Source organism: Bacillus infantis (genome assembly GCF_008180445.1).
GTDB lineage: Bacteria > Bacillota > Bacilli > Bacillales > Cytobacillaceae > Bacillus_AB > Bacillus_AB infantis_B.
On record NZ_VTER01000002.1, the window covers coordinates 344,266 to 371,148 of the forward strand.

Sequence of the window (26,883 nt, forward strand, 5' to 3'; positions counted from 1 at the left end):
GGGAAGCATTCCTGTATTAAATCTAAATATGCGAAAGGTGTAATTAAACTATAGGTGCTCTTTGCATAACGGTAATTAATTGAAATGGGCTTCTTAAGTAATAAATCGATCCAAATACCAATAATTACTTAGTATCAATGGATTAAAGCAACTTTCACAATGTTAAATACGTTTATTATGATAATTAAAATAATAGATATGCTGAATATTCTTTCAACTTGTGAATCGGATAATTTTATCACAATTTCGGACCCAATGATCCCTCCTGCTATGCCTCCGGGTATCATTAAGTAGAGCATATTCAGGTTATACCCCTCAAAACCCGAAGAAAATGCAATCAGTAGAAGTGCAGATAATTGCGAAAAGAATATAATAAAGATTGAATTGATTCCGGCATTTTTAGCTGACATAGAGAATAGCAGGCACAATACTGCTACATTCAAAGGTCCGCCGCCAATTCCCAGGAAAGCAGATAAAAAACCCAGTAAAAAGCCAACGCTAATAATGCCTAGCTTGTTTTTAAGTATATAAGATCTTATTTGATGCTTCCTTTTAAAATAGATAAAGATTAAAGATAATAAAACTGCCAGAATAGAGGATTGAATGATGGCGGTTATTGCAGGAATTTCTAATGAGATTGCAATCAGGTTAAAAATGGATTTGCCTGTTATTCCCCCTAAGATTGATCCTCCCGCTATGAATGAACTTGCAGTTTTATCAATTTCCAATTCTTTTTTTCTCATCTTGATCAGGGATGCGGCAGCCATAGCCAGCACTGTTGCAGCAGATAATACGCCTATCGTAGGCAAGTCAAAGTGGCCAAACAGGTCTAAGACAGGTTTGATAATCACTCCTCCGCCCAGACCGGCAATGGCACCAAGAGTGGAAGCAATAAGGCCGATAGATAAATATAAAATATAAATAAAATCATCCCCGATGTGTTTCATTTTCTGATTATTTTTCTCCTAAAGTATGGTATCAAATATGCGGGCAATGAAATAATGCTAATATTGAATAGGGTATAACGAAAAGTTATCGATCCTGCCAACTTGATAGCGGAACAACCCTGCCGCTGCTTTATAAAAGATAGCAGAAGCGGTATATTGTATGTATGTCTATAGAAGTTAGAGGGGGTATTCTTTTGCCGCAAAATCCCAAAAGAATGGCTAAATATAAAAAAATTGAAGAATATATATTAGAAAAAATAAAAAGCGGAGAATATACAAAGGGACAATCAATTGAAACTGAGCAAGAGCTTGCAGAGAAGTTCAGTGTCAGTCGTGTAACCGTCAGACAAGCGACTAATAACCTCGTAGCCAAAGGTTACTTATCCCGAAGCCAGGGCAGCGGGACATACGTTTCCAGCCAGAAAATAGTAGGCAGATCTACTGCTGCAAAAAGTTTCACGGAAGAAATGAAGGAAATGGGAAAGGAAGCAAGCACTGATATTATTGAGTTTAAAATTATTCCTGCCCACAATGAAATAGCCGCTAAACTTCAAATCGAGAACGAGAGCCCAATTTACTTTATAAAAAGACTCCGTAAAGCAGATAATGTTCCCATGATGTTTGAGACAAGTTATATGAGTGTAACAGCTTACCCGGACTTATCATATGAAGACATCTCTAACTCAAAATATAAATATATTGAGGAAGTAAAAAATCAAACGATTGCTCACTCGCATCATGTAGTTGTTCCGGTCATGCCGACCGAAGAAGTGATGAAGTGTTTCAATTGTGATCCTGATCAGCCCCTTTTGAAAATTCTAAATACCACGTATCTGACGTCTGGTAAAGTCCTGGATTATTCAGATATGATTTTGAACTCTAATCATTATCAATATCAGTCTATACGTGAAAAATAAATTTGTATTAACAAATATTATTGGTTTTTTTTAAAAGCGTAATTAATTTTATTTATGCTAAATAGAGTTTTAAGAAGTGTTGGACTATGCCTTTGAAGGCGTATGCTAACACTTTTTTTAGTGATATCAAATAGTTTAAAATGATAATACATTTTAATTATTTGTATTGACGTATTTAAATAATTTGTCTATATTGTTTATGTAAACAAGTTAGCAAATGTCATTATCAAGCATATTTTTTTATATTGGTTTGGAAGCGGTTTCGTTTTTTGGGTTGCTAACTAGTGAAAATTTGATAAAGGGGAAGGGGTACAAACATGAAAGATGCAATAATGGATTTTGGGCAAAAACTCGGTAAAGCCATTTTACTGCCAGTAGCAATACTGCCGGTAGCCGGATTGTTACTTGGAGTATCAGCAGCACTATCCGGTCAAGCGGTTATTGAGGCATATCCAATTTTAGGGAATGAAATTTTGCAAGCCATTTTAACAATTATGAATGCGGCTGGCAGTGGAGTGTTTAATGCCTTGCCTCTTATCTTTGCAGTAGGGATAGCAACAGGGCTGGCAAAGAGAGAGAAGGGGCCGGCAGGTTTAGCGGCCGTAGTAGGTTATTTTGTATTAATTATTACAATTAATGCCCTTTTAAAAGTTACAGGTGATTTAGCTCCGCCAGAGGTGGATCCACGATCACTTGGGCAGGGCCTTCAATTTGGGGTATTGACTCTTCAGATGGGTGTGTTTGGCGGTATCTTAACAGGTATAGTAACCGGAGTCGTTCACAACCGTTATTATAATATAAAATTGCCTGAAATCTTGGCTTTCTTCGGTGGTTCAAGGTTTGTACCGATTGTGAATACTTTTGTTTTCCTGGTTGTTGGCGCCATTATGTACTTAGTATGGCCGCTGATCGGTAATGGAATTGCGGCTTTTGGAGAATTTGCAACAGGGCTTGGAACATTAGGTGCTTTCTTATATGGTTTAATGCTGCGTACACTCTATTTGTTTGGGTTGCACCATGTTTTCTATTTGCCTTTCTGGACAACCGCAGCAGGTGGAACGATGGAGGTGAATGGCCAAGTATATGAAGGGTTTCAAACCATCTTCCTGGCGCAATTATCTGATCCGAATACAACAAAGTTCTTTGGCAACTTAGCATTATTCAATAGCGGACGTTATTTGCATATGATGTTTGGCATGATAGGAATTGTTCTTGCTATGTATAAAACAATTCCCGCCGGACCAAGACGTAAAGCAACAGCAGGTTTCCTTTTTTCCATCGGACTTACGGCATTCATTACAGGGGTAACTGAACCTATTTCATTTGCGTTGTTATTCGCATCACCAATCCTTTTTGCCGCAGAAGCCATTTTATTCGCATTGAGCTTTGTAGTAGCAAGTTTAGCTGATATTACCATTGGTTCAACATTCTCAGCCGGAGCCATTGAGTTCTTCCTTTTTGGAGTATTCCAGGGGAATGATAAAACGAATTACTTATGGGCACTGGTTCTTGCGATTCCAATCATCTTTGTTTACTACTTTGTATTCAAAACTTTAATTCTTAAATTGGATGCAAAAACCCCGGGCCGGGATGAAGAAGCGGTTACGGAAAATGAACAAAATCATGAAGCCTCTATTAAAGATGGACAGGCTAAAAATATCATTGAAGGTTTAGGAGGATTTGATAACATCACCGAAATTGACAATTGTGCAACAAGATTAAGGGTAAGCATTGTAAAGCCGGATAAAATTAATGCTGACCTCCTAAAGCAGACCGGTGCATTAAATACGGTGGTAAGAGGAAAGTCAGTTCAAGTCATCTATGGTCCAAAGGTTAATATTATTCGGACAGAAGTAGATGAGTATGCTGAAAACAATAATATTAAACACTTGTAAGGTCTTATAGAAGGAGCTCTATCATATCCCGGCAGAGCCCTTTCCTAATAAAGCATTTGCAGTTTTTTTAAAGGAGCTTCGAAATGAAAAAGAATGTCATTTATATACACACACATGATAGCGGGAGAGTTTTAAGTCCATATGGATATGATGTCCCAACACCATCTCTTCAAAAGTTTGCAGAGGATGCAACAATATTCAGGCAGGCTTACTGTGTAGGGCCGACATGTTCCCCAAGCCGGGCAGGCTTGTTAACGGGGATGTATCCGCATAGTAATGGTATGCTGGGTTTGTCCCAAAGGGGCTTTAAACTCCATGATTATAATCAGCACTTAGTGAATTTCTTGAAGAAACAGGACTATCATGCGGTATTGTGCGGTATTCAGCATGAGGCAGGAAGCTATATTGATCATGATATGGGTGCTAAGGTCATTGGGTATGATCAAGATATCAGTGCAGATAATTCCGGCTTATCTGAACAAGAACTTGTAAATTGGGATTATAAGAATGCACAAAATGTACGCAGCTGGCTGCAGCACGCAGACAAAGACAAGCCTTTTTTCTTATCCTTTGGAATGTTTGCCACACATCGGAAGTTTCCAGAAGAGTCTTATGAAAATGAAGCTGCAGCTGATTCCAAGTATGTGATGCCTCCATATCCAATGGCGGATAGTAAGGAAGTAAGAGAGGATTATGCTGGGTATTTGAATTCAGCTACTTGGGCAAACGCTTCTTTTGAGCTTGTCATTCAGGCTCTTAAAGATGAGGGCTTCTACGAAAACTCCATTATCATTTTTACAACAGATCATGGTCTGGCCTTTCCATTTGGAAAATGCACTCTTTACGATTCGGGAATCGGTGTTTCCTTGATCATGCGTGTCCCTGGGAGTACTATGATTGGTGAAGTAGTGGATGGGCTGGTTTCCCAAGTAGATATTTTCCCTACTCTCTGTGACTTGCTGGAAGTTGAAGCTCCTTCCTATTTACAGGGTGTATCTTTTGCTGAGATGTTTAAAGTGAAGGACATGGAAGTAAGGGAAGAAGTATTTGCAGAAATCAATTATCATACTGCATATGAACCGGCAAGAAGCATCAGGACGAAAAGGTATAAATATATCAAATTCTATGATGAGAATTACTTGAAAATAAATCGAACCAATATTGACAACTCCCCAACCAAAACACTGTATCAGGAAAATGGTCTGGAGGAGGTAATAAAGCCGGGAGAAGGATTGTATGATCTGTTTTATGATCCAGGTGAAAGAAGCAATCTTGCAGGCGATGAACGCTACGAGGATATCCTAATTGAAATGAGACAAAAATTACACGACTTTCAGACAAAGACTAATGACCCTATTTTAACTGGTCATTTTAAAGTAGAGCCAGGCTGGAAGGTTAATAGGGCGGAGACTTATAATCCGAGCTCAAAAGACCCTGACGATTATTTAAAGGTTGGTGAATAAAAAGTGCTAGGTAAATTATTTAAAAAAAAGGATTTCGTCAGCCCGGCAACAGGCATCATAAAACCCATTGACCAAGTAAATGATGAAACATTTTCTTCAAAGTTAATGGGGGATGGGTTTGCGATTGAACCAAAGGGGCCCGAAGTATATGCTCCAGCCGATGCTAAAGTGGATTTTGTTTTTCAGACAAATCACGCAGTAGGCTTGAAGACAGATGATGGAAAAGAAATTCTGATTCATGTTGGTGTGGACACAGTGAATTTGGAGGGCAAAGGGTTTAGTTCTCATATCAAAGAGGGACAAAAGGTCAAGCAAGGCGATCTCTTGCTAACGGTGGATTTTGAGTCAATTAAAGAATTAGTGCCTTCAACAGATATCATTGTAATCTTTACAAGTGGCGAGGCATGTACAGTTATTAATCCTAATAGCAGCATTCAAAAAAAAGATACAAATATCATTGAGATTTCCAAGTAATGCATTTGTGTATCTCGCTCCCTTTCCAATTTTATGATGATAGGGGGCGGGATTTTTTGGCATTGAAGATAGATCTGGAAAGTAAAGGACTAATATTAATGGAAGTAAAGATCATTGTTCTGGATAAGGCTATTTTAGATGGACATTCATTGAAGCAGCAGTGCATTTATGAGCACGCATCTTGCAGCCTTTAGGAAAAGAATAAATAATCATGTAGCATGGAGTTTCGTAAACGCGGCCAAATTTAAACTCATCAACTTAGAGGTGATCTTGTGAAACAGAATAAGAGCTGCTGCTCAGCATCGAGAGCTATACCTGCAGGCAAAAATAAAACTCACATTGACCTGGTTCATGTCCCTGTTAAGGAAAAACACCGTGAAGAAATGGTTTTGCTTGGGGGAGGAAGCTTTTTAATGGGTACAGACGATCCCGAGGCCAATCCTTTTGATCAAGAAAGACCAGTCCGGGAAGTGGAAGTGAATAGTTTTTATATAGATAAATATGCAGTGTCAAATAAGCAATTTAAAGAATTCATTGAGGATACGAACTATCAGACAGATGCTGAAAAGTACGGGTGGTCCTTTGTCTTCCATTTACTATTATCGGAAGAAACGGCTGCAAAAGTAACTCAGGCACCAGCAGCAACGCCATGGTGGCGAGTGGTGCAGGGAGCAAGCTGGGAATATCCTGAAGGACCTGACTCTTCTATTGAAGAGAGAATGGATCATCCCGTTGTCCATGTCTCGCACAATGATGCCTTGGCCTATTGCACCTGGTCAGGGAAGCGGCTTTTAACAGAAGAGGAGTGGGAGTTTGCCGCTAGAGGAGGGCTGTCTCAGCAGAATTACCCGTGGGGGAATGAGCTTTATCCTAATGGAGAGTATTATTGCAATATATGGCAAGGAGAGTTCCCTGTTACCAATACAGAAGAGGATGGATATTTAGGCACAGCGCCTGTCCATGCTTTTCCACCAAATGGTTATGGTTTGCACAATATGTCCGGAAATGTATGGGAGTGGTGCTCGAACTGGTTTGATAATCAGAAAGCAGGCAATAGTTCCGTTCCTGGATTCATGCCCGAACGCCCAAAGGCAATGCGAGGCGGTTCTTACTTATGCCATAAGTCATACTGTAACCGGTACAGAGTCGCAGCTAGAAGTTCAAACACACCGGATAGCTCTTCCGGAAACATTGGTTTCCGCTGTGCGTTAGATGTAACTGATATTGAGTAGAGGATTTAAGCGGGCAAAATGGAAAAAGGAGACGATGCCATGAATATAGACAGCTTGCGTATGTTCTGCCGTGTCGCGGAAGAAGGAAGTGTAAGTCAGGCAGCCCGTCTCGGTTTTATTTCTCAGCCAGCAGTGACAAAACAAATCCGCCAATTGGAAAACAGGTATGGAACCAGTTTATTTGACCGGATGGATGGCAAGTTAACGTTATCTGAAGCTGGGAAGGTCCTATATCCTTATGCAAAGGAAATGGTGGAATTAGATAATAACTCCTTTCAAGCGATTCAAGAAGTTTCAGGCTATACTGACCAAACGCTGAAAGTGGGAGCCAGCCAGACCATTGGAGAATACTTACTGCCAGGTTTACTTGGGAATTACCAGAAGAGACATGAGGGTATTAAGTTCAGCCTGTTAATTGGAAATACCCCCTATATATTATCAAAATTAGATAATAATGAAATTGATATTGCACTTGTAGAGGGAGAAGCAGATCAAACCAAATATACAGTTCAAAAATTTGCTGATGATGAGTTGATACTAATTACCTCTTATAATCATCGTTGGAAAGACAAAGGATCTATAGAAGTACATGAATTATCAGAGGAAAAGATGATATGGAGAGAAAAGGATTCGGGAACAAGGCTGATTGTTGAGAATGCATTAAGTGAGCTTGGTATTCTGGAATATATAGAGAATGCAATGGAGCTTGGAAGTATGCAATCAATAAAAAGCGCAGTGGAAGCAAATCTGGGAATCGGTATCATGCCGAAATTAACGGTTACAAAAGAACTGCAATTTAAAGTTCTGAGAGAAATTCCAATAAAGAACCTCAGTATTATGAGAGATCTATGGATTGTACAAAAAGATAAACGATTTAAAAAAAGTGCCCAAATAGGTTTTCAGGAATTTTTACTTAGATAATTGAGCAATAAGCCAAGGGGACAGACCCCTTGGCTCTTTTTGATGCTGGGCCGAGGGGTCTGTCCCTGTGGCTTACCTGTGGCTTAACTTCTTAGCCTGAGGGCAAAAAGCGACAAAGCATCTTCATCCTTTCAGCCTTCGACCAGCTTGACATTCCCCGCCATTCAATAAATGATAAGGTTAATAAATATGAGGATGATTACAATGAATGATATGGTACATATTTTAATTATCGAAGACGATGAGGACATTAATCGCCTGCTGTGCAATATTGTGAGTAAAAGCGGCTATTCGCCGAAGCCGGCTTATTCGGGGACGGAAGCATTGATATACCTGGATTCCGGGAAGTGGGATATGATTCTGATTGATCTGATGCTCCCCGGTTTATCCGGTGAAGAGCTCTTGAAAAAGGTGACGAATGAGAGCAAGATCCCTGTGATCATCATTTCGGCGAAGCTTGAGACTCAGTCAAAGATTAAGGCGTTAAGAGCCGGGGCTGATGACTACATAACCAAGCCTTTTGATATTGAAGAGGTATCTGCCAGGATTGATTCATGTCTGAGAAGATATCGGGACCTGTCGGGTACGCCGGTAACAAATCAATTGACCCATAAGGATATTATTGTGGATGTGGACGCTAAGACTGTGAGCGTGAATGGGGTTCAACTTAGATTGACGGCCAGGGAATATGAAATATTGCTTCTGATGGTGGCGTCCCCTCATAAGGTTTTTTCCAAGGCGAACTTGTTCGAGAGCGTATGGAATGAAAAATACCACGGAGATGAAAATACGATCAATGTCCATTTGAGCAATATCAGGAGCAAGCTGGCGAAAGCAAATAGTGACGAAGAGTATATTGAAACGGTCTGGGGAATGGGCTATAAGCTCAAACCTTAAGGTTTTCTTAAGGATTCACTTAAGGGTTTCTTATGTTTTCCTTCTTATAGTATAAGAGTGTTCAAAGTTGAATAATGACGTAAGGAGGAAACTCTTCATGAATGACGATGTATTGACGACCAGCCAGTTGTCGAAGAAATATCAAAAGAATATGGCGCTCGATAAAGTGAGCGTGAAGATAAAGAAAGGCTCCATTTATGGTTTCATCGGACAAAATGGTGCCGGGAAATCCACGCTGATCCGGGTGATAACAGGACTTGCGTATCCAACCTCGGGAACATTTGAGTTATTTGGAAAAAGCAATGAACGGGATATCATCGAGGCCAGAAAGAGAATCGGAACCATTATTGAAGGGCCGGCCTTATATCCTCAGATGACGGCGAAGGAAAACCTGGAAGCACACCGTCTTTTGAAAGGCATACCAGGCAAAGAGTGCATCGGCAAAACGCTTAAGCTCGTTGGCTTGCAGGATACAGGAAAAAAGAAAGCGAAGAATTTTTCTTTAGGAATGAAGCAGCGCCTCGGACTGGCGATTGCCTTACTGGGAGATCCTGAGTTCTTGATTTTGGATGAACCTATTAATGGGCTGGATCCTATGGGGGTTGTGGAAATCCGCGAACTGCTGAAAAAGCTGAACAGGGAATATGGAATCACGATTTTGATCTCAAGCCATATTTTAAGCGAGCTGCATCTATTGGCCACCCATTATGGCATCATCCATAAAGGAGAGCTGCTGGAACAGTTATCTGCGAAGGAGCTTCAAGAAAAATGCCAGCAGTACTTGCATATCAAAGTAGATGATCCAGGCAAGGCGGCAACGATCATAGAAAGCCGGTTATCTGCGCCTGATTTTGAAGTGATGCCTGAAGGAACAATTAAACTGTTCGCCTCTGTTGATCTGCCAGGAAAAGTTTCCAAAATGTTAACCGATGAAGGCTTGATCATCGAAGAATTCATGCCGATGGGAGAAGATTTGGAAACGTATTTCACCAATCGCATCGGGGGTGTCAAGCATGGGTAACTTAGTGAGAACAGAGTGGTATAAATTAAAGAAAGATCGCTCATTCCGATTCCTGAGCTGGATGCTGCTTGCTGCAGCAGTGCTGTTTCCTCTTATAGAACTCGACAATGGTGCATCAGGTTTGCCGGCAGTAAGTGATTATTACAAGGAGAGCATTCTTAGACCCCATGCGAATATTGTGAAGCTGATCCCCAGTATTCTCGCCGGTTTCTTTATTACGAGTGAATACTCCATAGGGACGATGAAAAGCATCGTATCTTCAGGAAAAAGCAGGCTGAGTATCTACTCTGCGAAGTTAATCGTGTTTTCTATTGGAGCGGTCATCATATCTTTGATTTTACCTATCGTGATGACCGGGACGAGTGCAGTCTATTTCGGATTTGACGGTATGCCTGACATCTCCTATTACCTTCAAACCATCGGGCTGATTGTTTTATATGGAGCTGCTTTTGCCTCCATCATGGCGATTTTTTCAATCCTGTTCACGGACAGTGGAAAAACGATAGGATTTCTATTGATGTTCTTTATATTTGCTGACTGGCCGCTGCAAATGCTGGCAGCCAAAGTGCCGTTTTTTGAACCGATACTCAATCATTCTGTTTTTAAGCTGATCTATGACATCAGCATCGTAAACAGCTTGAACAGCAGTGACATGGTTTTCATGGTGGTGATTCCGATTCTGACGTTCCTGCTGTTTTGGGGGATAGGCGTCTTTATTTTTAACAGAAAAGAAATCAAGTAACCAGAAAGCGGGTGAGGTCCAATGCTCTATCTATTCATCATCGTCCTGATCGCATTCGCCATTGTCCTCACCCGTTTCTATCTGCTGAAAAAAGAAATCAAACGGACAGCCCGGCAGCTTTATCAAGTCAATCAGAATCAAACAAACAAGAAGGTTGATATCAGCTATCATGACCGCCATTTTGAGGAGCTTGCAAAGGAAATCAATAACCAGATTGACCTGACGAAACAAGCAGAGGCAGTCAAGCGCTCAACGGAAAATGAGCTGAAGCAGGCCATCTCTCATATCTCACATGATATCCGCACGCCGATGACCTCGATTCTGGGATATATTCAGTTTTTGGAATCCGATGAACTAAGCCCCGAGTTGAAAAAAGAATACATCGCAACGATAAAAAACAGTGCAGGAAGATTAAAAATCCTCCTTGAAGATTTTTTCGAGCTGTCTATCATCGAACAAACCGATTACCCGATGAAGCTGGAGAGGGTCAGAGGCAATGACTTGATCGCAGACGCTCTATTAGGATTTTATGAGGAATTCAAAAAGAGAAATATAGAGCCGGATATCCATATTCCAGATCATGAAATCATGATTGATGCCGATGCATCTGCTGTTAAAAGAGTCGTGGAAAACTTAGTAGTCAACGCGATTCGGTACTCAACAGGGAATGTGTCCATCAGGCTTGAAGAAAGTGATGCAGCGGTCATATTGAAGATTTCCAACACCGTCGACAAACTAAGTGAACAGGATGTACACCACATGTTCGACCGCTTCTATAAAGTCGACCAGACCCGGACAGGCAAAGGAACCGGGCTCGGTCTGCCCATTGCCAAAAGCCTGATGGAAAAAATGAACGGCAACATCTCAGCTGAGCTAAAAGGGAACCAATTGACCATGGTTTGTGAATGGAAATAAGCCAAGGGGACAGGTCCCTTGGCTCTTTTTGTGGTTGGGATGGGGATCTGTTTCTGTTATCTCTATAACTTGGTATGGTTAAAACTATTCCCTAAATGATTTACATAAGTTGCCTCCTGTTACAAATACTATTCTAAGGATAAGGAGGTCACATTTATGGTACATAATCCAGATTTGACATCAAGTGAATTAGCTGCTGTCTGGAGTTCTTATATGGGGGATAGCCTCAACATATGTGTAATGAAACATTTTGCAGCAACAGTTGTGGACCCGGAAGTGAAAGAAATCGTCGAATTCTCTAAAGACCTTTCTGAAGGACATCTAAATACTTTAAAGATGATTTTTCAAAAAGAAAATCTGCTTACTCCGCAGGGTTACACTGATGCTGATGTTAACGATAAAGCACCAAAATTATATTCGGATACTTTTTATTTAAGATTTATACAAATGATGGCCAGGTATGGGTGTTTCTTAAACGGAAATGTTTTAGGAACCACATATAGAGAGGATATAAGGGCCTATTATACTGCTGCTACGGAAGAAAGCAGTGAGTTGTATAATAGGGTTGTCAAGCTTATGGAATCAAAAGGCATACTTATTCGCTCGCCTTATATTGCCTATCCAAAGAAAATTGAATTTGTAGATGATACCAGTTTCTTCGCCGGACATTTGACGTTAAATAAAAGACCTTTGCTCGCAATTGAAATTACCCATCTTGCTAATAATATTGAGATGAATTATGTAGGAAGAACAATGGTTGATGGTCTTGCACAAATTACAAAGTCTAAAGAAGTTAGAAAACATATGCAAGCAGGGTATGATCTTGCAACCGAAATAATAAATACTCTGGAAAAGACACTTAAAGACGAGCATCTCAGTACACCAACATCCCCTGACTCAACCATGACGAATAGCACGGAATCCCCTTTTACAGAAAAATTGCTGATAGGTCTTAACTCAACTTTATCTGTCATTTCAATTGGCAGTTTGGGACTGGGGCTTGGAGCTAGTATGAGAAGTGATCTGGTAGCAGAATACGCTCAATTAATTACACGAGTTGGAAAGTTTGGGGTTGCAACAGGAACCATTGCAGTTCATAACAAATGGATGGAAAAACCGCCGCAAACAGTAGATAGAAAAAAACTTCAAAAAAAAATATATGAAGACTAGTACTTCAAGTAATCGCATGCTTGTGTTTAACATAAAACAAATGGCTGCACCGTATAGATATACTGTGCAGCCAGCTGATATCTGGTTTTGCTGGTTTTTGCAATGAAAAGTAAAAGGTGCTTATATCCAAGAAGCCAAGGGAACAGACCCCTTGGCTCTTTTTGCGATTGGGTTGGGGACATGTTCACTCAGTGTGGGGGAGCTGTGCCAATAAAAAGAAGAGCCAGGGGGTCTCTCCTGAGCCTGGGGGATAGGCCCCCTGGCTCTTTTGAAATTGGGCCAAGGGGTCTGTCCCCATGGCTCACGGAACAGGATCGCTTAATAAGAAGGTAAATATTGTATTTTTGTCGAAATGAGTAAATAAAACGAGTGGAGGTAGTCTAATGAACCTAACAATAATCAAAAGTGTCAGAACCAATAATTTTAAAGATGAGGCTATTATGCAAAAGATTTCAGAAATGTGGAAAGAGGCATCTGGTATTTTGGGTAACCAGGATGAGGTTAAATATGGATTGTATTATGATTACGAGAGTGATTATAAAGGAGATTATACCTTAAGTGTCGCCATAGAAAGTGGTAATAATGATTCGACGGTTAAGATCCCGAACACAGCTAAATATGAGATTTTTGAAGTGGATACATTAGACGAGCTTGGGATACTTAATGCCTGGAGGGAGATATGGGAGCGTGAAGAGAAGGGCGAGTTGGAAAGAGCTTATTCATTTGACTTTGAAAGATATGATCCGAATGGGGAAATTGAAATTCATATAGCTGTTAAATAGGCTGGATCAGTTCAGCATAACAATATGGAAAAGAAGAAAGATAAATGGGAGAAGAGTATGTCTATACAACTAATTTTAGGTATTTATTTTATCGCTATAGGTATTGGAGAACATTACTCAACTAAGCCCGGCTTTTTTCTTTCAAAAGATACTGTACAATGTATTGCTAAGGATGACTTACCGATCTACCTGCGTAAAATTGGAAAGATACATATAGTTCTTGGCCTACTTTTTGTTACAATGGGACAAATAGAACATAGATATAATCCTGACCTGTTGGTTTTTATTATGACGTATATTGTTTTGGGATTATCCTGTTTTTTCTTGATAATTTATTTGAATAAGAAATACTCAGGAAAATATATATTAAGAAAATAATTTTCTGGCCGGGTCCTTATGTTCCAAATCAGCTGCCAAACCAGGCCAAGGGGACAGACCCCTTGGCTCATTTTGCTGCGGGGCCGAGGGGTCTGTCCCCCTGGCTTCCTTTTTAATAGTGAGATAGCCTCTCCTGTTCAAAGGTGTTGATTAAATTTTATATAAAAAATGAACACTAAATGTGCAAAAGTAAAACAATATCATCAAAATGATTTGAAAAAAAACAGTGGTTATCGGAGGTAAATCATGACAAATGAAAAATGCGACTTGATAAACACGAACAGTGTTAAGGAAAAGAAACTTGAAGTAATTAATGGATACACGATAAAGTACCATGCAAACGGAAAAACTATATGGTCAAAGGGTAAAATAATTGAAGATAAGCCAGAGGGCTATTGGGAATGGTATCGTTCCGATGGCACAATAAAACGTTCAGGATATTTTGAAATGGGTGAACCTGTTGGAGAATGGGTGACCTATGATAGCAAAGGAGAAAAATACAAAACCACCAATCGAAATAAATAGGGACAGGTCCCTTGGCTTTTTTTGAAATTGAGCCAAGGGGTCTGTCCCCCTGGCTTCTTCAAGGCAATGGATGTGTCAAATATGTTTGACACATCCATTGCCTTATTTTATGATAAAGGTGTAAAAGGTTTTTTACACCCCGGAAATGTGGAGGCAGATGCAATGGAAAATAGAATCAAGGAATACAGAGAAAAAAACAGTCTTTCACAAGGGAAGTTAGCAGATTTATGTAATGTAAGCAGGCAAACTATTAACGCCATCGAAAACAACAAATATGACCCAAGTTTGCAGTTAGCCTTTGATATCGCCAGGACGTTGAAAGTTGCTTTGGAAGAATTATTTATCGCAGAGTATGGAGGGAAAGGTCATGAATAAAACCAAAAGCATGATTGCTATTCTAAGCTTTATTGTTTTTCTGACAATTGCAGGATTTACTGTATACCGTGGGGTTAGATTCAACACTATAGACGCTGCTGGAATATTCTTCAGTTTCCTAGCTTTAAGCTATTTTTTTAATTGGCTGAACTGGGGTGATCATGAAGGTGGTGGAGAGAAGGATGAATTAGATAGACATATTAAAACTCAAAGTGCCAAAATAGGTTATTATGTTCTGATGATTTTATCTGGTTTAATATTATTTATTTCTGAAGGAACAGGCAGTTTTAATGAAATTGACAATTATCCGCTAGTTATAGTAGTAGGACTTACTTTTGTTACAATCCCCATTACAGAATTTATATATTCTAAGAAGTTTAAATAAGCCAAGGGGTCTGTCCCCCTGGCTTCTTTGGCCTGGATAATGTTTTATATAAAGCCAATCAAGGAATTTTATGTTAAAATATCCCAAATGTGTTTAGGGGGGAATTGTATTTGAAGAGGCTCTTTGCGTTCCTTTTTATAACCATAATCCTTCTTACTGCTTGCCAATCTAAAACATTGTATTTTGACGGCGTAAGCCAAAACTGGTATGGAAAAATCAGAGTGATTCAGACAGAAGATACACAAGAACAAAACTTCACATTAAAGTACGAAGGGAATAATCTTAAGAGTATTGCAGGTAAAGAAATTAAATATCGGATTGAAGCAGATTCCGGCTTTACCGAGGGACAGGGAACTTTGTCTAATGGCGGGGTTCTGCAAAGTCATGATTTTGGAGATATGTGCAGTGGGTGTGCGTTTATCCAAGAAGATACAGTGATTACAATGACTGTTGAATGGGATGAAGAAACCGAAAGTATTGAATTAAAGAAGGAATGACCGCCTTATAACGTTTAATACTGTTCGATTAGCTGCCGTTGCAAGGCGGCTTTTCTTATAAATAGCCGTGTGAGTCCACCACGAAAAAGCATGCAAATAGATTATAATTAGAAGAAGAGTCAGTGTTCTTTACCCTGATCATTTATGGAAGAAAAGGTGGAAATAGCTTGCAAGAAAAAAATGTAACAAACCGTTCAATATCACTTCCCAGATTAGCAAAATTTTATAGTGCCGGAATGCTGGTTGCATTTATAAGCTTTTTATTGAACGAATCCGGCATAGTGGCTCATTTGACCTTCTCAATAAACACCTTCATCGTTCTATTTCTTATTTTACCCTGTTTCTATACCTACATTATGGCATTCAGTGATTTTAATGCAGCAGCCTCCCGGGAAAAATTGATGCTTGGCATAGTAACAATGATCGGAGTGGTAATGGGCCTGTTTGTTTGTGGTTTTCTTTTTGGGATGGAATCTGAATGGTTCTGATAAGATGATTAACCGCAAGCTCAATAGTGATTGGAGGATTAATGGAAAACTTAAAAGATTTACAACTAAGTTATAAACAAAACCAATTTTCACTTGAATTTTTTTAATCCGGCGGATGACTATGTTTCAAAGCAGTTGCCAAATAAGATAGACTTTCTTATTCCAAAAAAGGGGCAGAATAGTTAACATTAAAAGAGGTGATTTATTGAAAAAAATATATATTTTTTGTTTCATAAGTATTCTTCTTTCATTTCTTGGTTTCTATCTCATAGAAAATGTGTTTACAATTAGCCCTGATGTTTGGTCAGGTAATGGAAATCCTGGTATTTTAATTATAATGCTATTCTCACCTGTTTTTGTATTAAGTTATTTTTTTATATGTAAATTGACAAGAGAAATATTAGCTAACACCATAGTAAAGAAAAAAATAGTTATATTAATTTTCACCGTTATATCGTGTGCGTTATTGATTTTGCCAATCATCAATTATATAGATGAATTAGTAATTGCCTTGGATGGAACACCTGCTGATCCTGAATCTAAAATATATCGCTTTTGCTGGTTTAATCAGTACACAAATGGTATCTATTTTAATGTTTATACCTTTCTCCTAAGTCACCTTTTAGCTGTCATCATTGGTATCCTATCCACTATAAGAATAAAACCATATTTGTACTAACGGGTGCTTATGTTTCGAATCAGCTGCCATACCAGGCAGCTTTTCTTATACCGTAAAAGGGGCAGGATAGTTGAAGAGAGGTTTTAACTTGTATTCAACAATCGGGCCATCTAGTTGAAGAGGAAAAGTGAGGGAGAACTTGTATGATCTATGTAAATGTTAGAGCAATAATTGAAAGAAATGGACCAAATGGAACTGAAATCGTTATACAAAAAAGGGTTAAATCTAATGAGAATAAAACACCTTATGAGCTACCTGGAGGAAGATTAGAGGAATTCGAGTCATTTTTGGAAGGACTTAAAAGAGAAGTGCACGAAGAAACAGGACTTCATATAACAAAGATCTTTGGGGAAGATACTAGAATTGAAACTAATGATGTGGACTCAAATGTTGAAGCTATGAAGCCTTTTGCTGTTTATCAAACGACAAATGGTCCAGTAGATTCATTAGGCGCTTATTTTCGATGTCAAGCCTCTGGTAATTTAGTTAAAGAAGGCGACGGTACTATGGATATAAAGTGGATTCCAGTAGATGAGCTACACCATTCACTAGAGAAGGAACTAATAGATTTTAGCTGGGTCGATAAGTCTGGAATAATATATTATTTAAAATGGTATTACGCAGAAAAACAACAAATTGATTAGTATGATGCTATTTTATTCTGGAAAAGCGTTCATTAAATTTTCGATAATAACTTTACGAGACCTTTGTATAATATTGGAGTATTTATATTGAAAAGATTGTTTTTCAAATGGATTGTGAAAGAAAGTACTTAAACAAACAGGTGCTTATGTTATAGATCAGCTGCCAAACCAGGCAGCTTTTCTTATATAACAAACGGGGCAGGTTAGTTTAACAACGAATAGGGGATCCTATCCTACATCTAAAGTTGTAGGGGAATTCAAGCTAAGGCTGGAGGTAACAATTTCATAGGAAAGTAAAATTTAATTTAAGGAGGTTATATAAGTGATCAGAGAATTATATGAAGCACATTTGCCAGTAAGTAATTTAAAAAAGTCAATTGAGTTTTAATAAGAGGTGTATTTATGCTATTTCATTATCATTTTTGGACTCCAAATGTAGAAGAAACGGAAAATTTTTATGTAGATAATGGTTTTCGTATATCTCAACGTATAGGTAGATACCAGGGAGAATTTCAAGAGTTTAACCCTCCCTTAAAATGGGATGACTTTCGGGAGAAAAATATCCTTTTTCGTATTATCGAGGCAAGGAGAGGAACCATAAATATTACTTTTGGATACGGAATAAAGATAATGTTTGACCATATTGGTTTCTTTGTTTCTGAAAAAGAACAAGTGAATATATGTGAAAATGCTACTAAACTCAATTGGAAAGTTGATAAAGGGGAACGAAGAACCTTTATTGCAACACCATATAATTTTAGAATTGAGCTTCAATCTAATGAAGACGCAGTAGACTCCTTGAATGACCAGATAAAAATCCAAGAATTAAAATTGGCAACAAAAAAGGCTGGCATAGAAAGTGACCTTTTTACTTTGTTCGGAAATACCTCATATAATATTAGCTCAGAAGTTGAAGAAGTAGTTACAATCAAACAAGCAGTAGTAAAAAGTCTCGTTTCATCACCTATTGTCGACCCTAATGGCGTTGAAATTACAAGCGACCAAGGCTTTTAAAACTGAAAGTAACAGGTGCTTATGTTCCAGCTCTGCTGCCAAAACAGGTAGCTTCTCTTATTTCATAAAAGGGGCAGGTTAGTGTTAGAGGATAAGCCGATATAGAAACAATGAAACTTTTGTTTTATATAAGCGTATTAGTGTGTAAGAGGAACACATTAGGTTTTGTCATTGGCATTATCGAAGGAAATTGAGAAATAAGGGGATATTATATGTCACCATTTTCGTTAGGATTAATACTAGGTGCCTTTTTAGTTATAGGGGTACAACAAATTATTTACACTTTAATATGGGTATATACAGGGGAAAATATGGGGATGTTCCGAAACATTAGAACAGCTATAAAGATTCTAAAGAATAAGGAAAAAGAGAAAAGTGGAGAAAATTATTAAGAAATTGTTGAATGACAACAAAGTCGGGAACCGACTTGAATTTGTCAATCAACCACTGTGTAAACAAACGTTCAATAAAGACTCGTTACAAATTTAGGATTGAGTCTTTATTTAATGAGAATTTGGAACAAAAATTGCAGATATTGTTTTATTAAAATGCAATAGGTATTTATGTTAAGATAAACAATTGTGAAAAAATGCACTTAAACTAACGGGTGCTTTACTTTAAGATCCAGCTGCCATTTCAGGCGGCTGGATCTTATTTAACAAATGGGACAGATTTTTGGAACAATGATTCGGCAATCTTGTTTACGGAGTAGACGATTACTGCGCAATAAACAATAAGCCGTAACTAGATCATTTAGCAGAGGATAGCAGTTTGATGAAATAATCGATTTTTGATAAAAAAGGACAAAAATAAATTCTGTTTCTTTGTTATAGTTACAGTCAAGGAGTCATTCTTACATAATCTTCCTGGATTGAAAGGTGGTGAATAATGAATTACTTAGTGAGTGTTCAAGCAGCAATAGATTTTATAGAAGGAAATATCGAAGAGAAAATAGAGTTAGAAGAAGTTGCGAAAATAGCCTCCATGTCACTCCCGCATCTTTACCGTATGTTTTACTCTCTTACTGGCTATCCAGTAAAAGACTATATGCGTAAAAGAAGAATCAGCATCGCGTCAGATCACCTAAAATACTCTCATCGTACGATCATTGATATTGCAATCCAGGTTGGTTTTGAATCACAGGCCTCTTTTACAAAGACATTTAAGAAAATAGTAGGCATTACTCCGAAAGTATATAAAGAATCAGAGATGTTCTTTTGCTTTGAGCGGATTGATTTATACGAAAAGATTAATTACCTGGAGAGCCGTGAACTATTTGATAGGTATCCAGACATAAAGGTTATTCAGCTGAAAGACATGGCGGTATTAAGTTATATACATAGATCAGGCCGTTTAGAAGGAATAGAAAAGGATGCACTTGCGGCCGTTCAAAAGATGGCTCAAGCATCTGATATAAAACAGAAAAAAATGAGGGTTTTTGGACGAAATATAGACTACGATGAAGCTTTGGATAAGATATCCCAACCATATGCATATGAGATCATGATATCTATTGAAGATCCGCTTATTTATTCCATAGCCGGAATGTCTTTTAAAACGATACAGGGTGGAATGTATGCAGTAGGGGTAACAGCATCAACTAATGACTCCAGTATTCTTTCGTTATGGAATCAAATGTATTCAGAGTGGCTGCCTAAAAGTTCGTTTAGTGAAGGTTCACATGCGTATTTGGAAGAGTACATGACTTTTAATGAAAAACTTGTTCGAATGAAACTATACTTGCCAATAGAACGCCAGTTAAAGCCTGAGATGATTACAGTAGAGGAAACAGAATCTTTTTGCGTGGGGTATTGCAGGATTTATGGACAAGGCTGTCAGGAGAAGGCGGATAAGACTTTATCTGAATGGTTAAAATCAAATCCGCCAATAGACTATTCAAGCGCTAAGCTTTATTTGTCGTACAACTATGATTCTGAAAATGACTTGGAGCATTGGAGTGAATATGGTATTACCAATTTTTCAAGTCATGAAGATACTAACACTCAGCGTATTGCTCAAAAGATATTGGGCGGCGGGTTATTTGCTGTTATGGAAACCAGGGCATATGGAACACTTGCGGGTATTTTAGAAATTATTCACCGGTGGATCGTATGTGGAGAAACGTTTATACTCGATGATTCCAGGCAGTGGTTTGCTCAGTATCAGTCCTCTGAAGCAAGTCCATCTAACGCTCGCATGAGTGTGCAAATCTATATTCCTATTATGGAAAGGAGCAAATTGTATGGGTGACAGAGCGGTAAAAAACCATTTTCCTATAGAAGATTTTCATCCTCAACGAACTCCTCAATCGTTGCAAGTTCTCTTAGGCCAGCGAGAGAAGCATCAGAAAAGCAGAACACTGCAAGTTAATACAGTTATCATTGAAGAGTTTAAAATGCTGGCTATAAAAGTAAACGGTCATATGGGAAACTTTGAAGCAGGGAAGGAAGTCCGTAAGGCATGGAAAAAACTCAACCATATGATATCTTCCAATGATTCTATGATAGTGGAGAAAAATGCAGGAATTGTCTTTTATGATCAAGGAAATATGGTGAAATCAGACGGAACAATTGACCTCTGGGTAGGAGTTAAAGTGCGTAATATTACTCATATACCTCAAGACTTTAGATGCTTCACCATACCAAAAAGAAAGTATGCGAAAATTGATTGCTGTTGTTTTAGCAGAGCAGAGATGGATCGCAGATATCATTATTTAAGTGGATGGATTAAAGAAGAAGGATATCAGATTGATCATGATGCCGATGCTTTTTCTCTTGAACCCAATCGCCTTGATGCATTTAATCCGTTTGACGTACCAGCTCATGAAATTCAGGCATTTGATTTTGATATTTTATACCCTATTAAAAAAGGGAGGGGTAAAGATGAGTAAATCTTTCATTGAACAAGTACATTATATTAGAATCCCAGTTAGAGATTTAGAGCAGTCTGCACAATGGTATAGGGATGTATTAGGGCTTCAATTATTAACCATTACATATGATCCATTTGCCATTTTTAAAATTAACGAAGGACCTTTTTTAATTATTCTAGTTCCTGCTGAAGAAGAAACCTTTGCCCATTTTACACTCAATAAAGAAGCTGCCTTTAGCGTTGCCTTTACAAGTCCAGAACTGACTCACTTTCACCAGCACTTAAAGGATCATGGTGTTAAGGTGGATGAAATACAAGAAGATAATGGACATGCTTTTTTCACCTTTTATGATATAAATGGCAATAAGCTGCAGACACATTGGTAAAGAGCCAGGGGGACGGGTCCCTTGGCTCTTTTTTGATGAATGGGACATGGGACCGGTCCCTCTAGTCAAGTTGTACTTATGGAAACGGGTTTATTGAAGAAGCCAAGCCAGCTGCCAAACCAAGCAGCTTTTTAAGGGGCAGTATCTAATTCGGGGGGACAACACCCTATTATGAGAGTATCATTGCGTTTCTTTTTGAGGGTCGACATCATTATGGCTCTATTCGTCTTTAAATGAAACGTGCAAGAAAAGTTGGACACGTACAATAAGCCGCTAACAATGTAAAATCAGTGTTAGCGGCTTTCATAAAAGTAAATCCTTTTCCTTGTGCTCCTATAGGTGCAGTTTTAGTGAAAATGTAGAAAGTACGAATCAAAGAAAGGTCCCATCTTTATTAAAGGATATTCAAGAAATTGAGAGAATATATACAGTAAAATTTTACAATGAATGCAAGGAGTTTTATGGAAACTTTATTGTTAACTCGCACGGAAGTTCATACCTTACTGGATCCACTTGAGCTTTATCCAGAAGTGAAAGCAGCTTTTGCTTCATATTCTTTGTCTAGACAAATCCCTGCTCAAAGAGCACATTCAGTGCTTCCCCATTCAGATGCTAGCGTTATGGTCTTGTTCCCTGGACTGATGTTCCATATTCCAGCTTATACCGTAAAAGACCATGCTAAATTTCCAACTCAATCTCCTTCTATTAAAGGAGTAATAAACCTTCATGATCTTGATACCGGACAACTATTGGCAATTATGGATTCTACCTATATAACTGCTGTTCGAACAGGTTTGTCCGGTGCCCTGGGTACACATTTGTTAGCGAGAAAAGATGCCAAAAGTGTAGCGATTATAGGTGCAGGTGTGCAGGGTAAGCTTCAACTGCGGTCTCTTACCTATTTGAGGACAATTTCTAGAGTATTTGTCTATGATACCTCAAAAGAAAGAGGAAAATCATTTGCCAGTCTAATGACGGAGGAACTGAAAATTCCCATAACGGTATGTAAGAGTCTGGATGAAGCTTTATATGATGCAGATATTGTTGTTTCTGCTACCTGGGCCAAAGACCCCTTCATCTTCTTGAATAATGTAAAAAAAGGTGTTCATATTACGACGCTCGGACCTGATGAACCAGGAAAATGCGAAGTCAGTGCAGAGTTAATTGAGAAATCTTTATTTGTATGTGATGATCGGAATCTTGCGGTTCAAATGGGGGCTATTGGCGGTGCAGGATTAACAATAAGCAACATACATGCCGAAATTGGGGAGATTATCATAAATAAAGATTTAGGGAGATTAAATGATGAACAAATAACGATTTATGGTTCCGTAGGGTTAGCTTTTCAGGATTTAGTAGCCGCATGGCACGTGTACCAAAAAGCAAGAGAACAAAACGTAGGTAAGTATATAGATTTTTTAGGGTAGAGAACTTTTTCTTTCTAGGTATTCAATTAAATGGGTGCTTATATCTATGTAGCAGTTGCAAACTAACGCTTTTTCTTATTATGCAAAAGGTACACGTTTGCTGAAGAAGGAGACAACAAAAATATAGTCCAATAATGGAGGTATTATAAAAAGTTACTTTGGAAATCAAATATGTATTAAAGAGTGAACCACTCAGCACCATATCTTCTTATTCCATAAAATGGGTAAATTGTTTTATATGCAGTTAGAAGAGGAGGTAATTATGAATAATTTTATGATTACATCAGGTGGAGTCATTATTAATGAGCAGAATAAAATTTTGTTGAAAAAGGAGCCAACTAGAGGTTGGGAATTACCTGGTGGTATTGTAGAAGAAGGGGAGACGATTAAAGAAGCAGTTATTAGAGAAGTTAAGGAAGAAACCGGACTGGACATTGATATTATTAATTTTTGTGGTGTATCACAAGAAATCTCTAAAAACGTTTGTAACTTTTGGTGGTTAGGTAAACCGCTTGAAGGAAAATTGAAAACCAGTGCTGAAAGTTTGGAGGTTGGGTTCTTTAGTTTGGAAGAGGCATTAAAAATGATAACAAATAAAGATTTTAAAGAAGAGTTAATAAAAGTAATGGATGTTGAAAATTATCCATTCTTTATAACATTTTGTTAGTACCTCCGAAGCATGAACAGTATTAGCTGAAAGTAGGAATTTTAGTGGAGTTAATTTTTATCAGACACGGAGAAGGGGAGCACACCCTAAATATACCAAAAAGTTTACATATATCTGACCCTGCACTTACAGATGAAGGAATTAATCAAGCTAAATTGCTTAGAACACAGTTACCTTTGTCAAAAGATGATATTTTGGTTATTAGTCCTTTGAGAAGGACCTTGCAAACAGCTCATTATTGGACTGAGGGAATAATGTGCAGAAAACTTGTAAATCCATTAGTATCTCCTAGAATATTCCCTCAATTTCCTGAAGCAAGAACCTTACCTTGTGATGAATTATTAGATAGACAAAAAATATCCGATGAGTTTCCAAATATACAAATTGAGGAAGATTTGCATGAAGAACTATGGGCTAAGGGAATAAACCTTTTGCCTCAACCAGAATTTAATCACTTGGCGAAAGAATTTCTTGATTGGTGCAGACAGCAAGAATCTCAAAATCTCTATATTATATCACACGATGGAACAATTACGTCTTATAGACAGTTTATTACAGGAGATAAACTAACAAGAGAAGATTTTCCGAAAGAAACTGGATGGTTCAATATCAAGTTCTAATTATAGAAGTAGAAAATAAGGCGAGATTGAGCTCTTATTCATCTTAAGGGAGTGTATGTTCCAAGTCTGCTGCCAAACCAGGCAGCTTTTCTTATATGACTAAGGGGCGATTTATGAAAGAAGGATTTAACCTCCCTCATCTCGAAATATAAATTAGAAATCGATTGTTAAGGAGCTATTTCAATGGGTTACATTATGGATTTAAGGAAGATTGTCGGCAGCCGCCCTCTTATCATGGCAGGGGCGAGTGTTATTATTCTGGACCAGAACAATAAGCTGTTATTGCAATTAAGAACAGATAATCACTGTTGGGGCTTGACTGGGGGATCTCTGGAACCAGGAGAGTCGTTAGAAGAAGCAGCAAAGAGGGAGATGTACGAAGAAACAGGGTTGGCAGCGAAAAATTTAAAATTGTTTAATGTTTTTTCTGGAGAAGAATTTTATTACAAATTACCACACGGTGATGAGGTATACAATGTGACCGCCACCTATATTTGCAATGATTTTGATGGAGAACTGAGGATTGATCATGAAGAAGTGGTGAATTTAGCCTTCTTTGATGTTGATCAACTCCCTTCGAATATAAGTCCTCCTGACCGGCCAGTGATAAGGGAATTTATTAATGCCTCATTGTTGAAGTAACGGGGGTTTATGTATAAGATAGCTGCCAATTTGGGCGGCTGTTCTTATTCCATAAAAGGGGCGGTTTTTCTAATAGTAAAACGCGCAATAGTTAGACTACCGAATAAACTATTAAGTTATGCTACATTCATAATACTTATACAGGTGACATAAGTTAGAACTTGTGTTGGTGTCCTTAATGGTTAAAAACAGTCATGTTGCATAGTGCCTCCATTTATATTGGGGGCATTTTTTGATTTTTAAAGGAGAGTGGAAAGACTGATACTAACAAGCGATTACACAAACTTGTTTGAAGATGTACACAATCATGTAAAAAGAAGTGCTGAAAAGTTAGGTTCTACAGGTGCTGCTCTATTTATTATTCACAATGACAAGGTTGTAACAGAGTCTTATTTTGGTAAACAGTCGAGTGCTAAGGATGCTAGCGATGTTAAAGAAGATACTCAATTCCATATTGCATCTGTTAGAAAGGCTTATATCGGTTTTGCTGCTGCTTACTCTATATACAATGGCCACTTTTCCATTGATGATCCGATTCGACGGTTTGCTGAAGAGCCTCATTTATCCGCATATGAAGGTATAAAGATTCGTCATTTATTAACCCATACGCATGGACTTAAAATAATTGGCGGTAAACCAGTAAGTGAATTTAGACCTGGTGAATCGTGGGCCTATAGAGATTTCAGTGTGGAGTTGTTAACAAGAATCATTAAAAAAACAACGGGAAAATCTGTTGCAGATATCGTAAAAGAGGAAGTTATTTTGCCTGTCGGTCTTCAATCAACAGAATGGATTAAGATGAGTCAGCCTCATTCAAAGATTGCAGACACTATTCGAGATGCAGATAACCCCTTTTGGACTGAGACGGATATAGTAGATGGTTCAGGAATGAACATGTATGTATCTGCAAAAGAACTTGCCTTATGGGGCTACCTTCACTTAAAAGAAGGGAGGTGGGGTGAAAAACAACTTATCCCAAAAGAGATCATACAAATGGCTACCTCCATCCAGACTCCTAACCCAATGATTCCTATTCAAAAGAATGGCTTTTTATGGTTTGTTAAAGACACGAATCATACCTTTAGCCAAATAGGCGATTCAGTCCCAAAAGGATCCTATCAATTACTCGGATACACTAATGTAGCTCTGCTAGTTATACCAGATGAAAACGTAGTAGCAGTAAGGATGTTTAACAGGTATGGTTCATCTGAGGGGTACGATTATCTCAGCGACATACGCTCTTTTGGAGACACCGTTTATAACTGTTCCATAAAGACAAGGACAACGCACTAATGAAAGGGGCTTATGTAAGACAACAGCCCTAAGATGGTAAGAAATATTAGTACCTGTATAGGATCCCTTTTGTGGGATTCTTTTACTAGCGGGACAGGATAGCCCAATAGGTATAGGATAAATAATGGAGGACAAATAGATGTTTTTTGTTCAAATGTCCGGCTTCCCTGGTTCTGGAAAGTCCACGCTTTCTCGACAAATTGCTAAGAGGACAGGAGCAGTTGTCATAGACCATGACATTGTAAAATCTGCTTTATTACATTCCATAAAGGGTACGCCGATTGATGGAAAAATCGCTGGTAACATTTCGTATAATATTGACTGGTCTTTAATTGACTTTAACTTATCACAAGGACATCATGTGATATTTGATAGTCCCTGTCTTTATGAAGAAATGGTAGATAGAGGCATAGATTTAGCTAAAAAGTATAAGGCAAAATACAAATACGTTGAGTGCTATCTTAATGATATTAATGAGGTTAATTATAGATTAAAAAATCGAGAGAGAATGATAAGTCAAATAAGAGAAGTAAGTTCTGAAGAGGCGTTTGTATTTTGCAAGAAAAAAGTGCAGAGTAATGCAATAAAAACTGCAGAGGTTTGCCACCCTTGATAT

At 38.2% G+C, this 26,883-nt stretch carries 33 protein-coding genes; 32 read left to right on the plus strand and 1 reads right to left on the minus strand.

What is annotated here, in order from left to right; all coding sequences use genetic code 11:
* Positions 1 to 134: 134 nt before the first annotated feature.
* Positions 135 to 947, minus strand: coding sequence for a sulfite exporter TauE/SafE family protein (locus FZD51_RS03975; protein ID WP_148973580.1), 813 nt, complete (start codon positions 945 to 947; stop codon positions 135 to 137).
* Between the two features lie 194 nt (positions 948 to 1,141).
* Between FZD51_RS03975 and FZD51_RS03980 the strand changes: the two genes are divergently transcribed.
* From FZD51_RS03980 to FZD51_RS04135, 32 genes are all read left to right on the plus strand, one after another.
* Entirely contained in the window at positions 1,142 to 1,864 is a 723-nt protein-coding gene (locus tag FZD51_RS03980) for a GntR family transcriptional regulator (protein ID WP_187445620.1), read from the plus strand.
* Between the two features lie 317 nt (positions 1,865 to 2,181).
* Complete coding sequence (locus tag FZD51_RS03985) at positions 2,182 to 3,759, plus strand: PTS transporter subunit EIIC (protein WP_148973582.1); 1,578 nt, start codon at positions 2,182 to 2,184, stop codon at positions 3,757 to 3,759.
* Positions 3,760 to 3,842: 83 nt separating this feature from the next.
* Complete coding sequence (locus FZD51_RS03990; RefSeq protein WP_148973583.1) at positions 3,843 to 5,222, plus strand: sulfatase family protein; 1,380 nt, start codon at positions 3,843 to 3,845, stop codon at positions 5,220 to 5,222.
* A gap of 3 nt (positions 5,223 to 5,225) precedes the next feature.
* Complete coding sequence (locus FZD51_RS03995) at positions 5,226 to 5,696, plus strand: PTS sugar transporter subunit IIA (protein ID WP_148973584.1); 471 nt, start codon at positions 5,226 to 5,228, stop codon at positions 5,694 to 5,696.
* Between the two features lie 56 nt (positions 5,697 to 5,752).
* Entirely contained in the window at positions 5,753 to 5,890 is a 138-nt protein-coding gene (locus tag FZD51_RS26035; RefSeq protein WP_187445621.1) for a hypothetical protein, read from the plus strand.
* 78 nt (positions 5,891 to 5,968) lie between these two features.
* Positions 5,969 to 6,928: a formylglycine-generating enzyme family protein gene (locus tag FZD51_RS04000; RefSeq protein ID WP_420886211.1), complete on the plus strand. Its 960-nt coding sequence runs from the start codon at positions 5,969 to 5,971 to the stop codon at positions 6,926 to 6,928.
* 18 nt (positions 6,929 to 6,946) lie between these two features.
* Positions 6,947 to 7,849: a LysR family transcriptional regulator gene (locus FZD51_RS04005; protein ID WP_262380686.1), complete on the plus strand. Its 903-nt coding sequence runs from the start codon at positions 6,947 to 6,949 to the stop codon at positions 7,847 to 7,849.
* Between the two features lie 204 nt (positions 7,850 to 8,053).
* Positions 8,054 to 8,746 (plus strand): response regulator transcription factor, encoded by a 693-nt coding sequence (locus FZD51_RS04010; protein WP_148973585.1) that lies wholly within the window; start codon positions 8,054 to 8,056, stop codon positions 8,744 to 8,746.
* A gap of 97 nt (positions 8,747 to 8,843) precedes the next feature.
* On the plus strand, positions 8,844 to 9,767 hold the full coding sequence (locus FZD51_RS04015; protein WP_148973586.1) for an ABC transporter ATP-binding protein: 924 nt from the start codon (positions 8,844 to 8,846) through the stop codon (positions 9,765 to 9,767).
* On the plus strand, positions 9,760 to 10,509 hold the full coding sequence (locus FZD51_RS04020; RefSeq protein ID WP_148973587.1) for an ABC transporter permease: 750 nt from the start codon (positions 9,760 to 9,762) through the stop codon (positions 10,507 to 10,509). The genes FZD51_RS04015 and FZD51_RS04020 overlap by 8 nt, the downstream gene beginning before the upstream one ends.
* Before the next feature lie 21 nt (positions 10,510 to 10,530).
* Positions 10,531 to 11,424 carry a sensor histidine kinase gene (locus FZD51_RS04025; protein ID WP_148973588.1) on the plus strand — a complete coding sequence of 298 codons (894 nt, stop codon included), beginning with the start codon at positions 10,531 to 10,533 and terminating at the stop codon, positions 11,422 to 11,424.
* A gap of 156 nt (positions 11,425 to 11,580) precedes the next feature.
* The gene (locus FZD51_RS04030) at positions 11,581 to 12,594 is read left to right on the plus strand and encodes a DUF3231 family protein (RefSeq protein ID WP_148973589.1); all 1,014 of its coding nucleotides are present in this window, start codon (positions 11,581 to 11,583) and stop codon (positions 12,592 to 12,594) included.
* 383 nt (positions 12,595 to 12,977) lie between these two features.
* Positions 12,978 to 13,376: a GyrI-like domain-containing protein gene (locus tag FZD51_RS04035; RefSeq protein ID WP_148973590.1), complete on the plus strand. Its 399-nt coding sequence runs from the start codon at positions 12,978 to 12,980 to the stop codon at positions 13,374 to 13,376.
* A gap of 57 nt (positions 13,377 to 13,433) precedes the next feature.
* Complete coding sequence (locus tag FZD51_RS04040; protein ID WP_148973591.1) at positions 13,434 to 13,754, plus strand: hypothetical protein; 321 nt, start codon at positions 13,434 to 13,436, stop codon at positions 13,752 to 13,754.
* 246 nt (positions 13,755 to 14,000) lie between these two features.
* A complete protein-coding gene (locus FZD51_RS04045) occupies positions 14,001 to 14,279 on the plus strand; it encodes a toxin-antitoxin system YwqK family antitoxin (RefSeq protein WP_148973592.1) in 279 nt (92 codons plus the stop codon).
* Between the two features lie 162 nt (positions 14,280 to 14,441).
* A complete protein-coding gene (locus tag FZD51_RS04050; protein WP_148973702.1) occupies positions 14,442 to 14,654 on the plus strand; it encodes a helix-turn-helix transcriptional regulator in 213 nt (70 codons plus the stop codon).
* Positions 14,647 to 15,039, plus strand: coding sequence for a DUF2178 domain-containing protein (locus tag FZD51_RS04055; RefSeq protein WP_148973593.1), 393 nt, complete (start codon positions 14,647 to 14,649; stop codon positions 15,037 to 15,039). Before FZD51_RS04050 ends, FZD51_RS04055 begins: the two co-directional genes overlap by 8 nt.
* A gap of 110 nt (positions 15,040 to 15,149) precedes the next feature.
* A complete protein-coding gene (locus FZD51_RS04060; RefSeq protein WP_148973594.1) occupies positions 15,150 to 15,536 on the plus strand; it encodes a hypothetical protein in 387 nt (128 codons plus the stop codon).
* A 167-nt stretch (positions 15,537 to 15,703) separates the two neighbouring features.
* Complete coding sequence (locus tag FZD51_RS04065; RefSeq protein WP_148973595.1) at positions 15,704 to 16,024, plus strand: hypothetical protein; 321 nt, start codon at positions 15,704 to 15,706, stop codon at positions 16,022 to 16,024.
* Between the two features lie 205 nt (positions 16,025 to 16,229).
* Positions 16,230 to 16,703, plus strand: coding sequence for a hypothetical protein (locus FZD51_RS04070; protein WP_148973596.1), 474 nt, complete (start codon positions 16,230 to 16,232; stop codon positions 16,701 to 16,703).
* A 143-nt stretch (positions 16,704 to 16,846) separates the two neighbouring features.
* Positions 16,847 to 17,347: an NUDIX hydrolase gene (locus tag FZD51_RS04075; protein WP_148973597.1), complete on the plus strand. Its 501-nt coding sequence runs from the start codon at positions 16,847 to 16,849 to the stop codon at positions 17,345 to 17,347.
* Positions 17,348 to 17,749: 402 nt separating this feature from the next.
* Entirely contained in the window at positions 17,750 to 18,361 is a 612-nt protein-coding gene (locus tag FZD51_RS04080; protein WP_148973598.1) for a hypothetical protein, read from the plus strand.
* A 212-nt stretch (positions 18,362 to 18,573) separates the two neighbouring features.
* On the plus strand, positions 18,574 to 18,753 hold the full coding sequence (locus FZD51_RS04085) for a hypothetical protein (protein WP_148973599.1): 180 nt from the start codon (positions 18,574 to 18,576) through the stop codon (positions 18,751 to 18,753).
* A gap of 496 nt (positions 18,754 to 19,249) precedes the next feature.
* Entirely contained in the window at positions 19,250 to 20,611 is a 1,362-nt protein-coding gene (locus tag FZD51_RS04090) for a helix-turn-helix domain-containing protein (RefSeq protein WP_148973600.1), read from the plus strand.
* A complete protein-coding gene (locus FZD51_RS04095) occupies positions 20,604 to 21,251 on the plus strand; it encodes a GyrI-like domain-containing protein (protein ID WP_148973601.1) in 648 nt (215 codons plus the stop codon). Before FZD51_RS04090 ends, FZD51_RS04095 begins: the two co-directional genes overlap by 8 nt.
* Complete coding sequence (locus FZD51_RS04100) at positions 21,244 to 21,618, plus strand: VOC family protein (protein ID WP_148973602.1); 375 nt, start codon at positions 21,244 to 21,246, stop codon at positions 21,616 to 21,618. The genes FZD51_RS04095 and FZD51_RS04100 overlap by 8 nt, the downstream gene beginning before the upstream one ends.
* Positions 21,619 to 22,079: 461 nt before the next feature.
* Positions 22,080 to 23,045, plus strand: coding sequence for an ornithine cyclodeaminase family protein (locus FZD51_RS04110; protein WP_148973603.1), 966 nt, complete (start codon positions 22,080 to 22,082; stop codon positions 23,043 to 23,045).
* A 262-nt stretch (positions 23,046 to 23,307) separates the two neighbouring features.
* The gene (locus tag FZD51_RS04115; protein ID WP_148973604.1) at positions 23,308 to 23,712 is read left to right on the plus strand and encodes an NUDIX hydrolase; all 405 of its coding nucleotides are present in this window, start codon (positions 23,308 to 23,310) and stop codon (positions 23,710 to 23,712) included.
* Positions 23,713 to 23,756: 44 nt separating this feature from the next.
* Positions 23,757 to 24,332, plus strand: a complete 576-nt coding sequence (locus FZD51_RS04120; RefSeq protein ID WP_148973605.1) for a histidine phosphatase family protein — start codon at positions 23,757 to 23,759, stop codon at positions 24,330 to 24,332.
* Positions 24,333 to 24,515: 183 nt separating this feature from the next.
* Entirely contained in the window at positions 24,516 to 24,974 is a 459-nt protein-coding gene (locus FZD51_RS04125; RefSeq protein WP_148973606.1) for an NUDIX hydrolase, read from the plus strand.
* 249 nt (positions 24,975 to 25,223) lie between these two features.
* Complete coding sequence (locus FZD51_RS04130) at positions 25,224 to 26,267, plus strand: serine hydrolase domain-containing protein (protein WP_262380687.1); 1,044 nt, start codon at positions 25,224 to 25,226, stop codon at positions 26,265 to 26,267.
* A 139-nt stretch (positions 26,268 to 26,406) separates the two neighbouring features.
* On the plus strand, positions 26,407 to 26,880 hold the full coding sequence (locus FZD51_RS04135) for a P-loop nucleotide/nucleoside kinase family protein (RefSeq protein ID WP_148973607.1): 474 nt from the start codon (positions 26,407 to 26,409) through the stop codon (positions 26,878 to 26,880).
* The last annotated feature ends 3 nt before the right edge of the window (positions 26,881 to 26,883 follow it).

What these genes read in the sequence shown, in the direction of transcription:
- FZD51_RS03975 (WP_148973580.1), bottom strand. Translation starts at nt 947, where the DNA reads ATGAAACACATCGGGGATGATTTTATTTATATTTTATATTTATCTATC.
- FZD51_RS03985 (WP_148973582.1), top strand. Translation starts at nt 2,182, where the DNA reads ATGAAAGATGCAATAATGGATTTTGGGCAAAAACTCGGTAAAGCCATT.
- FZD51_RS03990 (WP_148973583.1), top strand. Translation starts at nt 3,843, where the DNA reads ATGAAAAAGAATGTCATTTATATACACACACATGATAGCGGGAGAGTT.
- FZD51_RS04005 (WP_262380686.1), top strand. Translation starts at nt 6,947, where the DNA reads ATGGAAAAAGGAGACGATGCCATGAATATAGACAGCTTGCGTATGTTC.
- FZD51_RS04010 (WP_148973585.1), top strand. Translation starts at nt 8,054, where the DNA reads ATGAATGATATGGTACATATTTTAATTATCGAAGACGATGAGGACATT.
- FZD51_RS04015 (WP_148973586.1), top strand. Translation starts at nt 8,844, where the DNA reads ATGAATGACGATGTATTGACGACCAGCCAGTTGTCGAAGAAATATCAA.
- FZD51_RS04020 (WP_148973587.1), top strand. Translation starts at nt 9,760, where the DNA reads ATGGGTAACTTAGTGAGAACAGAGTGGTATAAATTAAAGAAAGATCGC.
- FZD51_RS04025 (WP_148973588.1), top strand. Translation starts at nt 10,531, where the DNA reads ATGCTCTATCTATTCATCATCGTCCTGATCGCATTCGCCATTGTCCTC.
- FZD51_RS04030 (WP_148973589.1), top strand. Translation starts at nt 11,581, where the DNA reads ATGGTACATAATCCAGATTTGACATCAAGTGAATTAGCTGCTGTCTGG.
- FZD51_RS04035 (WP_148973590.1), top strand. Translation starts at nt 12,978, where the DNA reads ATGAACCTAACAATAATCAAAAGTGTCAGAACCAATAATTTTAAAGAT.
- FZD51_RS04040 (WP_148973591.1), top strand. Translation starts at nt 13,434, where the DNA reads ATGTCTATACAACTAATTTTAGGTATTTATTTTATCGCTATAGGTATT.
- FZD51_RS04045 (WP_148973592.1), top strand. Translation starts at nt 14,001, where the DNA reads ATGACAAATGAAAAATGCGACTTGATAAACACGAACAGTGTTAAGGAA.
- FZD51_RS04050 (WP_148973702.1), top strand. Translation starts at nt 14,442, where the DNA reads ATGGAAAATAGAATCAAGGAATACAGAGAAAAAAACAGTCTTTCACAA.
- FZD51_RS04055 (WP_148973593.1), top strand. Translation starts at nt 14,647, where the DNA reads ATGAATAAAACCAAAAGCATGATTGCTATTCTAAGCTTTATTGTTTTT.
- FZD51_RS04075 (WP_148973597.1), top strand. Translation starts at nt 16,847, where the DNA reads ATGATCTATGTAAATGTTAGAGCAATAATTGAAAGAAATGGACCAAAT.
- FZD51_RS04080 (WP_148973598.1), top strand. Translation starts at nt 17,750, where the DNA reads ATGCTATTTCATTATCATTTTTGGACTCCAAATGTAGAAGAAACGGAA.
- FZD51_RS04085 (WP_148973599.1), top strand. Translation starts at nt 18,574, where the DNA reads ATGTCACCATTTTCGTTAGGATTAATACTAGGTGCCTTTTTAGTTATA.
- FZD51_RS04090 (WP_148973600.1), top strand. Translation starts at nt 19,250, where the DNA reads ATGAATTACTTAGTGAGTGTTCAAGCAGCAATAGATTTTATAGAAGGA.
- FZD51_RS04095 (WP_148973601.1), top strand. Translation starts at nt 20,604, where the DNA reads ATGGGTGACAGAGCGGTAAAAAACCATTTTCCTATAGAAGATTTTCAT.
- FZD51_RS04100 (WP_148973602.1), top strand. Translation starts at nt 21,244, where the DNA reads ATGAGTAAATCTTTCATTGAACAAGTACATTATATTAGAATCCCAGTT.
- FZD51_RS04110 (WP_148973603.1), top strand. Translation starts at nt 22,080, where the DNA reads ATGGAAACTTTATTGTTAACTCGCACGGAAGTTCATACCTTACTGGAT.
- FZD51_RS04115 (WP_148973604.1), top strand. Translation starts at nt 23,308, where the DNA reads ATGAATAATTTTATGATTACATCAGGTGGAGTCATTATTAATGAGCAG.
- FZD51_RS04125 (WP_148973606.1), top strand. Translation starts at nt 24,516, where the DNA reads ATGGGTTACATTATGGATTTAAGGAAGATTGTCGGCAGCCGCCCTCTT.
- FZD51_RS04135 (WP_148973607.1), top strand. Translation starts at nt 26,407, where the DNA reads ATGTTTTTTGTTCAAATGTCCGGCTTCCCTGGTTCTGGAAAGTCCACG.